The organism is Streptomyces tropicalis, assembly GCF_029269835.1.
Taxonomy (GTDB): domain Bacteria; phylum Actinomycetota; class Actinomycetes; order Streptomycetales; family Streptomycetaceae; genus Streptomyces; species Streptomyces tropicalis.
This window is the reverse complement of record NZ_JARJBB010000018.1, coordinates 48750-60681: the sequence shown is the minus strand read 5'-3', so window position 1 is coordinate 60681 and position 11932 is coordinate 48750. Positions and strand designations below refer to the sequence as shown.

The following is an 11932-nucleotide window of genomic DNA, read 5'->3' as shown; positions in this document are numbered from 1 at the left end:
GTGGGCGCGGACGACCGGCGCCGGCACCCCCGCAGGGAAGCCGGCGCCGGTCCGGTGGTTCAGCAGGTGCCGGACTCCGGTCTGCCCGCGAAGCGGTCCGCCAGCCAGGCCGTCGCCGGGCCGACCCCCGCTGCGTCGCCCAGGAGGTGGTCGGCCGGGAGGGTCGCGGACCGGGTGGTGACGCCCGCGGCGCAGTACGACCGGTGCTCGGCGTCGGCGACCTCCGTGGGGATCACCTCGTCGAGGGCGCCCCGGTACTGCAGGACGGGGAAGCCGATCTCGTACCGGGCCCCGGATCCGGGCCGGCCCACGTCCGTGCCCAGCCGGTTGGCGTCGACCGCCTCGCCCCAGGTCGTGCCGTCCGGTCCGCGCATCGCGAAGAGCTGCTCCAGCGTGACCCGGTCCTCGGTGTACTGCTCGAAGCGGGCGCCGGCGAAGCGCACGACGGTGCCGACCGCGCACAGCGACTCGGCGTCCGTGAAGGCCTTGCGGCCCTGCGCGTTCAGGAGGCCGGTGAGCGGCATCTCCGGGTGGGTGACCGCCATGCCGATCACCGCGTCCACGAGGAACCCGGCGAACGGCCCGCCGTTCAGGTGCAGCGCCTCCGCCCGCAGGTCGGCCGGGGTCCCGCCGGACGCCGCGCCGACGACGTGCAGCTCCGGGGCGTAGGAGCGGGCGAGCTGCGCGGCCCACAGGCTGCCCGAGCCCCCCTCGGAATAGCCCCAGATGCCCACCGGCGCCGTCGCACCCACCCCGCTGCCGGGCACCCGGGTCGCGGCCCGCACCATGTCGAGGACGGCGTGACCGGCGTCGGCGCCGGAGACGTACGGGTGCACCTGGCCGTCGAGGTAGCCGGCGCCGTCCGTGGCCGCGACCGCGTACCCGGCGCGCAGCAGGGCGGAGAGGTTCGGACCCTCGTAGGCGTCCTGGTACTGGCCGGCGAGCTGCTTGGAGAAGGCGCACTGCGTCCCGATGCCGAGGGTGCCGGGGACGAACGCGACCACCGGCCGCTCCCCCGGCCCGGTCCAGGGGGCGTCGGGCACGGCGACGGTGCCGGCCACCTCTGCGGGCCGGCCGCGCCCGTCGGTGGTGCCGTAGCGGACCTTCCACGCCGTCAGCGGCACGGAGTCGCCGATCATCGGCAGGGAGTCCAGCCGGCGGCAGGCGACGACCGCGCCCGGCGCGGCACCGGCGCCGTCCGGGGTGCGGTAGATCGCGGCGTCCGGCGCGGAGCAGGCGGGCGGCTCACCGGCCGACGCGGGGGCGGCGGGTCCGGCCACCGCACCGCCGAGCAGGACCCCGGCACCGAGCAGGACGGTCGTGACCATCCGGCCCCGCGACCGGCCCCGGCGGACCGGCGGCCCGCACTCCGGTCGGGCCCCGTCCAGCGGCAGGGCCCCGCCCCGCCGTCCCGCTCCCCGCGGCGGCTTTCTCCACACGTGTGACATCACCTGTACGTCCCTTCCGTTCGGTGACGCGATGCGGCTCAGAACTTACGGACGCGTAGGTTACGGAGGGGTAGGTGCGGCGGATAGTCAACCGCGTGCGAAGCGGCGGACGTTCGGGACGCACCGACGTGACAAGCGCGGGACGGGGCCGGAGACCCGGGCGGAGGCATCCCCCGACATCCGGGCAATCCCGGCCTTCGCCACCTGAACTCCCGTGCACCGTAAGGACTTTGGCTGCTTGAAGTCTTGACGACCGCGGGGTCCGGGAGCACATTGGCGGCGCACCATCGCCTGAGAGCGCTCTCAGAATTCCCAGGCCGCCCCACGGCGAGGCATCCGCACGCCCATTCCGACCGAGAGGCCCCCCATGCGTGAACCCTCCGGCATCCCTTCAGGCCCGCGCCGCAGACGGCGTTCGCTGCGGCGGACGTTCGTCGCGGTGCTGGGCACCCTCGGCCTCGCCGCGGCCGCCGCCACCGCCGCGACTCCGTCCGCGAACGCCTCCGCGCCCACTCCCCCGGCGGGCTGGACCCAGGTGTTCCTGGACGACTTCAACGGCCCCGCGGGCTCCGGCGTCAACACCGCCGACTGGCAGTACGACACCGGCACGTCCTATCCGGGCGGCGCCGCCAACTGGGGCACGGGAGAGGTCGAGTCGATGACCTCCGGCACCGGCAACGTGGCGCTGGACGGCAACGGCAACCTGCTCATCACCCCGCGCCGCGACGCCTCCGGCAACTGGACCTCGGGCCGCATCGAGACCACCCGCACCGACTTCCGGCCGCCGGCCGGGGGCACCCTGCGGGTCCAGGCCCGCATCCAGCTGCCGAACGTGACCGGCGCGGCCGCCAAGGGCTACTGGCCCGCCTTCTGGATGCTCGGATCACCCTTCCGCGGCAACTACCAGAACTGGCCCGGCGTGGGTGAGCTGGACGTCATGGAGAACGTCCAGGGCCTCAACACCGACTGGGCCACGATGCACTGCGGCACCAACCCCGGCGGCCCCTGCAACGAGACCTCGGGCATCGGCGGTTCGACGGCGTGCACCGGCACCAGCTGCCAGGCCGGCTTCCACACCTACGCCATGGAGTGGGACCGCTCGACCAGCCCGGAGGAGATCCGCTTCTACCTGGACGGGGTCGACTTCCACACGGTGAAGGCCAATCAGGTCGACGCGACGACCTGGGCCAACGCCACGAACCACGGCTACTTCGTCATCCTGAACGTGGCCATGGGCGGCGGCTTCCCGGGCGCCTTCGGCGGCGGCCCGGACAGCGGGACGGAGCCCGGGCACCCCATGACGGTCGACTACGTCCAGGTGCTCCAGTCCTCGGGCGGCGGGGGCGGCACCACGCCCCCGCCCTCCGGCGGCCGCGACGCGTACGGCCCGATCCAGGCCGAGTCCTACGACGGCCAGTCGGGCGCCGTCACGGAGGGGACCACCGACAGCGGCGGCGGCCAGGACGTCGGATCGCTCGCGAACGGCGACTGGGCCCTCTACAGGGGAGTCGACTTCGGCTCCACCGCCGCCCACCAGTTCTACGCCCGCGTCGCCTCCGGTGCGGCGGGCGGGGTGAGCGGACTGGTCGAGGTGCGCCTGGACAGCCGCAGCAGCACGCCCGTCGGCAGCTTCGCGCTGGCCGGCACGGGCGGCTGGCAGTCGTGGCGGACGGTCCCCGCGAACATGGACGCGGTGACCGGCACCCACGACGTGTACCTCACCTTCACCAGCGGCCAGCCGGCCGACTTCGTGAACGTCAACTGGTTCGACTTCGGCCACTGACCCGGCCGTGCGGACCGCCCCCTCGGGCGGCGCGGTGCGCCGCGCCGCCCGGGGGCGCTGCCGCCGGCCCGGCGGAGACGGGCGCCTCAGCGCATGTCCGCGCGGAACGCCACCGGCGTCTGCCCGGTGTGCAGCTGGAAGAACTTGGAGAAGTTCGCCGCGTCGGGGTAGCCGATCGCGGCGCCCACCCGGCCGATCGGCAGGTCGGTGTGGGCGAGCAGCCGTTTGGCCTCCAGCACGACCCGCTTGTCGATGAAGCCCTTGGGGGTCTCGCCGGTGGCGGCGCGCACGGCCCGCACCAGGGTGCGGCGCGAGTAACCGAGCGCCTCGGCGTAGGCGCTGACGCTGTGGTTGACGGTGAAGCCCTCCTCGACCGCGTCCCGGAAGAGGGTGAACGTGGTGTCGCCCGGGCGCCGTTCCGCCTCGGCGGAACTCGCGGCGAGATGCGCGAGGCGCAGCAGGAAGGCCGTCAGGGAGTGCCGCAGCACGGCGGTGTGCAGGCTCAGCGGGAGGGTCCGGGTGTCCTCGTACTCGCGCCGCAGGTACTCCAGCGAGGCCGTGAGGGCCTCGAGCCGGGCCGGGTCCGGGTGCAGCAGCGGCGGCAGGTCGTAGCGGTACAGGCCGGTGGCCTCGACCGTGGCGCGGGGCAGGAAGCCGGGCTGCATGGTCAGGACGGTGCCGCGGTAGTCGCCGGGCGCCGCGAGGCGGTGCACCTGCCCGGGCCGGATCCACAGCACGTCGCCGGCGCCGGCCTCGTGCTCGGTGAAGTCGATCATGTGCCGCACCGGGCCATGACTGAACAGCATCACCACGTGGAAGTCGATCCGGTGGACCCGGTGCAGGGGCGCCTCGGAGTGCCAGGTGCGCCCGATGCCCATGGGGCCGATCTGCATGCCGACGCCTCCGACGCTGAGGTCGACAGGGAAGGGGAACGTTCTGATCCCGTCTCCGCCGTCCGCGCCGCCGTCCGCGCCCTGGATGGTTCTGTCCACCATGTCCGTCTCGTGCCGTCCCGATCGTCCACCGAGCCCGCTCGGCCTTCAGGGCCTGCAGGCCCTGCAAGGTGTCCCATTTTCACCACAGACTGACACAGCGAGACCTTCCTCGAAAAAAGTCTGACTTTTAAGTTTGAACACGTCCGGCAGCAAACCAGCGACTTTTCGAGGATTTCTTGAAGATGAGCACGCAGACATCCGACGGCTTCGAGTGGACCGACCTGGACCGGCGTGCCGTAGACACCGCCCGCATTCTGGCCGCCGACGCCGTGCAGAAGGTGGGCAACGGCCACCCCGGCACCGCCATGAGCCTGGCCCCCGCGGCGTACACGATCTTTCAGAAGGTGATGCGTCACGATCCGGCCGACCCGGAGTGGACGGGCCGTGACCGCTTCGTCCTCTCGCCCGGCCACACCTCGCTGACGCTCTACACCCAGCTCTTCCTCGCCGGGTACGAGCTGGAGCTCGACGACCTGCGCGCGTTCCGGACCCACGGCTCGAGGACGCCGGGACACCCCGAGTACGGGCACACCGCCGGCGTGGAGACCACGACCGGCCCGCTCGGCCAGGGCGTCGCCAACGCGGTGGGCATGGCGATGGCCGCCCGCTACGAGCGCGGCCTGTTCGACCCGGACGCGCCCGAGGGCGAGTCCCCCTTCGACCACACCGTCTGGGCGATCGTCTCCGACGGCGACCTGGAGGAGGGCGTCTCCGCGGAGGCATCCTCCCTCGCCGGCCACCAGCGGCTGGGCAACCTGGTCCTGCTCTACGACGACAACCACATCTCCATCGAGGGCGACACGGCCACCGCCTTCTCCGAGGACGTGCTGAAGCGGTACGAGGCCTACGGCTGGCACACCCAGCGGATCGAGCCCGCCGCGAGCGGCGACGTCGACCCGGCCGCCCTGCACTCCGCGCTGCGCGCGGCACAGGCCGACACCGGGCGCCCCTCGATCATCGCGATGCGCACCGTCATCGCCTGGCCCGCCCCGAACGCGCAGAACACCGAGGCCGCGCACGGCTCGGCGCTCGGCGGCGACGAGGTCGCGGCCACCAAGCGCGTCCTGGGCTTCGACCCGGAGCAGTCCTTCGAGGTCGGCACCGACGTGCTCGCGCACACCCGCCGGGCCCTGGACCGCGGCGCCGAGGCCCACGCGCAGTGGGACAAGCGGATCGCCGAGTGGCGCACGGCGCGGCCCGAGCGGGCGCGGCTCTTCGACCGGGTGGTCGCCGGGCTGCTCCCCGACGGCTGGGAGGACTCCCTGCCCGTCTTCGAGGAGGGCACCTCCGTCGCCACCCGGGCGGCCTCCGGCAAGGTGCTCCAGGCCCTGGGCCCGGTCCTGCCGGAGCTGTGGGGCGGTTCCGCGGACCTGGCGGGCTCCAACAACACGACGATCGACAAGACGTCGTCGTTCCTCCCGGCGGGCAACCCGCTGCCGGAGGCCGACCCGTACGGCCGCACCGTCCACTTCGGCATCCGCGAGTTCTCCATGGCCGCGGAGATGAACGGCATCGCCCTGCACGGCAACACCCGGATCTACGGCGGCACCTTCCTGGTCTTCTCCGACTACATGCGCAACGCCGTCCGCATGTCCGCGCTGATGCAGCTGCCGGTGACGTACGTGTGGACGCACGACTCCATCGGCCTGGGCGAGGACGGCCCGACCCACCAGCCGGTCGAGCACCTGGCCTCGCTGCGCGCCATCCCGGGCCTGAACGTGGTCCGCCCGGCCGACGCCAACGAGACCGCGACCGCGTGGGCCGAGATCCTCCGCCGGCACGGCACCCGCCCCGCCCCGCACGGCCTGGCGCTGAGCCGCCAGGGCCTGCCGGTGTACGCGCCGAACCCGGACGCGGCCCGCGGCGGCTACGTGCTGCTGGACTCCCCCACCGGGACGGTGGACGTGGTCCTGATCGCCACCGGCTCCGAGGTCCGGCTCGCCGTGGCCGCGCGCGAGCAGCTCGCGGCGGAGGGCGTCGGCGCCCGGGTGGTGTCGATGCCGTCCGTGGAGTGGTTCGAGGAGCAGGAGCGGACCTACCGCGACGACGTGCTGCCGCCGTCGGTGCGGGCGCGGGTCGCCGTCGAGGCGGGCATCGGCCTGACCTGGCACCGCTTCGTGGGCGACGCGGGACGCATCGTCTCCCTCGAACACTTCGGCGCCTCCGCGGCCGCCGGAACGCTCTTCGCCGAGTACGGCTTCACCCCCGAGAACGTCGTCGCGGCCGCCCGCTCCTCGCTGGCCGCCGCACGCGCATGATCCGAACGCAACAAGGAAGATGATCACTGTGACCGAAGCAACCGCGACCGCGGAAGCACTCCAGCGCCTCTCCGACGCGGGCGTCTCCATCTGGCTGGACGACCTGTCGCGCCGGCGGATCACCTCGGGGAACCTGGCCGAGCTGGTGGCGAACCGGCACGTGGTGGGCGTGACCACCAACCCGTCGATCTTCCAGGCCGCCATCGGCTCCGTGTGGGGGTCCCCCCGCTCGAGCGAAGCCGAGAGTGGGGGAGGCTACGAGGAGCAGCTCGCCGACCTGGCGGTCCGGGGCGTCACGGTCGACGAGGCCGTGCGCATGATGACCACGGCCGACGTACGGGCCGCCGCGGACGTCCTGCGGCCGGTGCACGACGCCACCGGCGGCCTGGACGGCCGCGTCTCGATCGAGGTGGACCCGCGCCTGGCGCACCGCACGGCCGCGACCGTCGCCGAGGCCCGCCAGCTGGCCTGGCTGGTCGACCGCCCCAACGTCATGATCAAGATCCCGGCCACCCGGGCGGGCCTGCCGGCCATCACGGAGGTCGTGGGCCTGGGTATCAGTGTCAACGTGACGCTGATCTTCTCGCTGGAGCGCTACCGCGAGGTCATGGACGCCTACCTCGCCGGCCTGGAGCGGGCGCGGGCCGCGGGCCTGGACCTGTCGCGGATCCACTCCGTCGCCTCCTTCTTCGTCTCCCGCGTCGACAGCGAGATCGACAAGCGCCTGACCCTGCTGGGCACGGACGAGGCGCTCGCCCTGAAGGGCCGGGCGGCACTGGCGAACGCACGGCTGGCCTACGAGGCGTACGAGGGCGTGTTCGACGGGGAGCGCTGGGGTGCCCTGGCCGCCGCCGGGGCGAACCGGCAGCGTCCGCTGTGGGCCTCCACCGGGGTGAAGGATCCGTCGTACAAGGACACCCTGTATGTGGACGAGCTCGTGGCTCCCGGCACGGTCAACACCATGCCGGAGGCCACGCTGAACGCCACCGCCGACCACGGCGACATCACCGGTGACACCGTCACCGGCGGCTACGACCGGGCGCGCGCCGACCTCGCGGCCGTCGAGCGGCTCGGGATCTCGTACGACGAGGTCGTGCAGCAGCTCGAGGACGAGGGCGTCGCGAAGTTCGAGGCGGCCTGGCAGGACCTGCTGGACGCGGTCACGAAGTCCCTGGACAGCAAGGGAGTTGACGCGGAATGACGAAGAAGCCTGCCGAGGCGACGGCAGCGCGGGCGCCGGAGGCCGACGGCTCCGGCGCTCCGGCCCCCGCGGCGCCCGCCGGCGCGGCGGCCGGAGCGGCCGGGAAGCCGGCCGCGGGTGTCGTAAAGGGCGGCGCCGAGCAGCCCGGTTCACCCGACTGGGTCAACCCCCTGCGGGATCCGCGGGACCGCCGGCTGCCGAGGATCGCGGGCCCCTCCGGCCTGGTCATCTTCGGGGTCACCGGCGACCTCTCCCGCAAGAAGCTCATGCCGGCCGTGTACGACCTGGCCAACCGCGGGCTGCTGCCGCCGGGCTTCTCGCTCGTCGGCTTCGCCCGGCGCGACTGGGAGCACGAGGACTTCGCCCAGGTCGTGCACGACGCGGTCAAGGAGCACGCGCGGACGCCGTTCCGCGAGGAGGTCTGGCAGCAGCTCTCCGAGGGCATGCGCTTCATCCCCGGCGACTTCGACGACGACACGGCCTTCAAGCAGCTGCGTGCGGCCGTCGACGAGCTGGACGCCTCCCGCGGCACCGGCGGCAACTTCGCCTTCTACCTGTCCGTGCCGCCGAAGTTCTTCCCCAAGGTCGTGCAGCAGCTGAAGAAGCACGGCCTGGCGGACGGCCCGGAGGGCTCCTGGCGCCGTGCGGTCATCGAGAAGCCGTTCGGCCACGACCTCGCCAGCGCCATTGAGCTGAACCGGATCGTGCACGAGGTGTTCGATCCGGAGCAGGTCTTCCGCATCGACCACTACCTGGGCAAGGAGACCGTCCAGAACATCCTGGCGCTGCGCTTCGCCAACCAGATGTACGAGCCCATCTGGAACCGGTCCTTCGTGGACCACGTGCAGATCACGATGGCCGAGGACATCGGCATCGGCGGCCGCGCGGGCTACTACGACGGCATCGGCGCAGCCCGGGACGTCATCCAGAACCACCTGCTCCAGCTGATGGCGCTGACCGCGATGGAGGAGCCCATCGCCTTCGACGGGGAGGCACTGCTCACCGAGAAGCTCAAGGTGCTCAAGTCGGTGCGGCTGCCGGAGGACCTGGGCGCCCACACCGTGCGCGGGCAGTACGCGGACGGCTGGCAGGGCGGCGAGAAGGTCATCGGCTACCTCGACGAGGACGGCATCGACAAGAAGTCGAAGACCGACACCTACGCCGCGGTGAAGCTGGGGATCGACAACCGCCGCTGGGCGGGCGTCCCCTTCTACCTGCGCACCGGCAAGCGGCTCGGGCGCCGGGTGACGGAGATCGCGGTGGTCTTCCAGCGCGCCCCGCACTCCCCCTTCGACGCCGAGGCCACCGAGGAGCTGGGCGAGAACGCCATCGTCATCCGCGTCCAGCCCGACGAGGGCATGACGGTCCGGTTCGGCTCCAAGGTGCCGGGCACGTCGATGGAGCTGCGGGACGTGTCGATGGACTTCGCCTACGGCGAGTCGTTCACCGAGTCCAGCCCGGAGGCGTACGAGCGTCTCATCCTGGACGTGCTGCTGGGCGACGCCAACCTGTTCCCCCGCCACCAGGAGGTGGAACAGTCCTGGAGGATCCTCGACCCGATCGAGGAGTACTGGGACGGGCACGGCCGTCCCGCGCAGTACCCCGCGGGCACGTGGGGTCCGCGGGAGGCCGACGAGATGCTCGCACGAGACGGACGGAGCTGGCGCAGGCCATGAAGATCGACCTGACCGACACCACGGCAAGCAAGATCAACAAGGCGCTGGTGCAGGGCCGCCGCGCCATCGGCACCCCCGCGGTGGGCATGGTCCTGACGATGGTGATCGTCACGGACGAGGAGAACGCCTACGACTCGCTGAAGGCCGCCGAGGAGGCGTCCCGCGAGCACCCCTCGCGGACCCTGGTGGTCATCAAGCGGCACGCCCGCACCCTGCGGGACCGCACCTCCTCGCGTCTCGACGCCGAGGTGCGGGTGGGCTCCGAGGCCGGCACCGGCGAGACGGTGGTGCTGCGCACCTACGGCGACGTGTCCGACCACGCCGACTCCGTGGTGCTGCCGCTGCTGCTGCCCGACGCCCCCGTCGTCGTGTGGTGGCCGGTGGACGCGCCGGAGAACCCGGCCAAGGATCCGCTGGGCACCCTCGCCCAGCGCCGCATCACCGACCTGTACGCCGTGGAGCGGCCGCTGGAGGTCCTGCAGACCCGCGTCCGCTCCTACGCCCCCGGCGACACCGACCTCGCCTGGACCCGGCTCACCCCGTGGCGCTCGATGCTCGCCGCGGCCCTGGACCAGGCCCGCGCGAAGGTGACCTCGGCCGCCGTGGAGGCCGAGGCCGAGAACCCCAGCGCGGAGCTGCTGGCCCGCTGGCTGGAGGCCCGGCTGGGCGTCACGGTCGACCGCGTCGTGACCGCCGGCCCGGTCGTCACCGCGGTCCGCCTCGGCACCGCCGGCGGCGAGGTCGTCATCGACCGGCCCGAGGGCCCCCTGGCCACGCTCAGCCTGCCCGGCCAGCCCTCGCGCACCCTCGCGCTGAAGGTGCGCTCCACCTCCGAACTCATCGCCGAGGAGCTGCGCCGCCTCGACGCCGACGAGATGTACGCCGTCGCCCTGCGCGGCGAGGGCACCAAGGAGACCGTCTGACATGTCCGACACCCCGGAACTCACCCGGCGGCCCGAGTGGACCGCCCTGAAGGACCACCGCGCCGAGGCCTTCCGCGAACCGAGCCTGCGCGAGCTGTTCGCCGCGGACCCCGGCCGCGCGGAGCGCCTGACGGTGCGGGTGGGTGATCTGCTGATCGACTACTCCAAGCATCTGGTGACCGACGAGACGTTGGCGTTGCTGCGGGAACTGGCGGTGGCGACGGATGTGTTCGGGCTGCGGGACGCGATGTTCCGTGGTGAGCGGATCAACGTCACCGAGCGGCGGGCGGTGCTGCACACGGCGTTGCGGGCGGCGCCGGACGCGGTGGTGGAGGTCGACGGGCGCAATGTGGTCCCCGAGGTCCGTGCGGTGCTGGGGAGGATGGCCGATTTCGCGGAGCGGGTGCGTTCGGGCGCGTGGACGGGTCACACCGGGCGCCGGATCCGCAATGTGGTGAACATCGGCATCGGTGGATCGGATCTGGGTCCGGCGATGGCCTATGAGGCGTTGCGGGCGTTCACGGACCGGGACATGACGGTGCGTTTCGTGTCGAACGTGGACGGAGCAGATCTGCACGAGGCGACGCGGGACCTGGATCCGGCCGAGACGTTGTTCGTGGTGGCGTCGAAGACGTTCACGACGATCGAGACGGTCACCAATGCCACGTCGGCGCGGTCGTGGCTGCTGGCGGGTCTGGGCGGGGACGAGAAGGCGGTCGCGAGGCATTTCGTGGCGCTGTCGACGAACGCGCAGGAGGTGACGGCGTTCGGGATCGACGCGGACAACATGTTCGAGTTCTGGGACTGGGTCGGGGGGCGGTACTCCTTCGACTCGGCGATCGGGCTGTCGCTGATGATCGCGATCGGTCCGGAGGCGTTCGGGGAGATGCTGGAGGGGTTCCGGGTGGTGGACGAGCACTTCCGCACGGCGCCGGCGGAGGCGAACGCGCCGTTGGTCCTGGGGCTGCTGGGGATCTGGTACGGCAACTTCTTCGACGCGCAGACGCATGCGGTGCTGCCGTACTCGCACTACCTGTCGAAGTTCACGGCGTATCTGCAGCAGTTGGACATGGAGTCCAACGGCAAGTCGGTGCAGCGTGACGGGCGGCCGGTGGACTGGCAGACGGGTCCGGTGGTGTGGGGCACGCCGGGCACGAACGGGCAGCACGCCTACTACCAGCTGATCCATCAGGGCACCAAGCTGATCCCGGCGGACTTCGTCGGTTTCGCCAATCCGGTCGGTGAGCTGGGCGGGGAGTTGGCGGCGCAGCACGACCTGCTGATGGCGAACTTCTTCGCGCAGACGCAGGCGCTGGCCTTCGGCAGGACGCCCGAGGAGGTCAGGGCCGAGGGTGTGCCCGAGGAACTGATCGCGCACAAGACGTTCCGGGGCAACCATCCCACCACCACGGTCCTGGCGGCGGGGCTGACGCCGTCGGTCCTCGGCCAGCTCGTCGCGCTGTACGAGCACAAGGTGTTCGTGCAGGGCGCGGTGTGGAACATCGACTCCTTCGACCAGTGGGGCGTGGAGCTGGGCAAGGTCCTCGCCAAACGCGTCGAACCCGCCCTGACCCAGGGCACCGACGTCCCCGGCCTCGACCCCTCCACCCAGGCCCTCGTCACCGCCTACCGCACGCTTAGGAAGTGA

General features: G+C 72.2%; 8 protein-coding genes. 6 read left to right on the top strand and 2 right to left on the bottom strand.

All coding sequences use genetic code 11. From position 1 onward, the window contains the following. Positions 1-59: 59 nt before the first annotated feature. Entirely contained in the window at positions 60-1328 is a 1269-nt protein-coding gene (locus P3H78_RS26335) for a lipase family protein (RefSeq protein WP_276111651.1), read from the bottom strand. Positions 1329-1815: 487 nt separating this feature from the next. Between P3H78_RS26335 and P3H78_RS26330 the strand changes: the two genes are divergently transcribed. Continuing rightward, positions 1816-3231, top strand: a complete 1416-nt coding sequence (locus tag P3H78_RS26330) for a glycoside hydrolase family 16 protein (RefSeq protein WP_276111650.1) — start codon at positions 1816-1818, stop codon at positions 3229-3231. Between the two features lie 86 nt (positions 3232-3317). On the opposite strand, the gene P3H78_RS26325 is transcribed toward P3H78_RS26330, so the two are convergent. Continuing rightward, positions 3318-4226, bottom strand: a complete 909-nt coding sequence (locus P3H78_RS26325) for a helix-turn-helix domain-containing protein (RefSeq protein WP_276111649.1) — start codon at positions 4224-4226, stop codon at positions 3318-3320. A gap of 182 nt (positions 4227-4408) precedes the next feature. Between P3H78_RS26325 and tkt the strand changes: the two genes are divergently transcribed. Genes tkt through pgi form a run of 5 tightly spaced genes read left to right on the top strand, consistent with a single transcriptional unit; the run spans position 4409 to position 11932 of the window. Then, complete coding sequence (gene tkt / locus P3H78_RS26320; RefSeq protein ID WP_276111648.1) at positions 4409-6484, top strand: transketolase; 2076 nt, start codon at positions 4409-4411, stop codon at positions 6482-6484. Between the two features lie 19 nt (positions 6485-6503). Then, on the top strand, positions 6504-7685 hold the full coding sequence (gene tal, locus P3H78_RS26315; RefSeq protein ID WP_276111647.1) for a transaldolase: 1182 nt from the start codon (positions 6504-6506) through the stop codon (positions 7683-7685). Continuing rightward, positions 7682-9361: a glucose-6-phosphate dehydrogenase gene (gene zwf, locus P3H78_RS26310; RefSeq protein WP_276111646.1), complete on the top strand. Its 1680-nt coding sequence runs from the start codon at positions 7682-7684 to the stop codon at positions 9359-9361. The genes tal and zwf overlap by 4 nt, the downstream gene beginning before the upstream one ends. Continuing rightward, positions 9358-10284: a glucose-6-phosphate dehydrogenase assembly protein OpcA gene (gene opcA, locus P3H78_RS26305; RefSeq protein WP_276111645.1), complete on the top strand. Its 927-nt coding sequence runs from the start codon at positions 9358-9360 to the stop codon at positions 10282-10284. The genes zwf and opcA overlap by 4 nt, the downstream gene beginning before the upstream one ends. A 1-nt stretch (position 10285) precedes the next feature. After that, on the top strand, positions 10286-11932 hold the full coding sequence (gene pgi, locus P3H78_RS26300; RefSeq protein ID WP_276111644.1) for a glucose-6-phosphate isomerase: 1647 nt from the start codon (positions 10286-10288) through the stop codon (positions 11930-11932).

Excerpts from the sequence above, each read along its gene's own strand:
- P3H78_RS26335 (WP_276111651.1), bottom strand. The coding sequence starts at position 1,328 with ATGGTCACGACCGTCCTGCTCGGTGCCGGGGTCCTGCTCGGCGGTGCG.
- P3H78_RS26330 (WP_276111650.1), top strand. The coding sequence starts at position 1,816 with ATGCGTGAACCCTCCGGCATCCCTTCAGGCCCGCGCCGCAGACGGCGT.
- P3H78_RS26325 (WP_276111649.1), bottom strand. The coding sequence starts at position 4,226 with ATGGTGGACAGAACCATCCAGGGCGCGGACGGCGGCGCGGACGGCGGA.
- tkt (WP_276111648.1), top strand. The coding sequence starts at position 4,409 with ATGAGCACGCAGACATCCGACGGCTTCGAGTGGACCGACCTGGACCGG.
- tal (WP_276111647.1), top strand. The coding sequence starts at position 6,504 with ATGATCACTGTGACCGAAGCAACCGCGACCGCGGAAGCACTCCAGCGC.
- zwf (WP_276111646.1), top strand. The coding sequence starts at position 7,682 with ATGACGAAGAAGCCTGCCGAGGCGACGGCAGCGCGGGCGCCGGAGGCC.
- opcA (WP_276111645.1), top strand. The coding sequence starts at position 9,358 with ATGAAGATCGACCTGACCGACACCACGGCAAGCAAGATCAACAAGGCG.
- pgi (WP_276111644.1), top strand. The coding sequence starts at position 10,286 with ATGTCCGACACCCCGGAACTCACCCGGCGGCCCGAGTGGACCGCCCTG.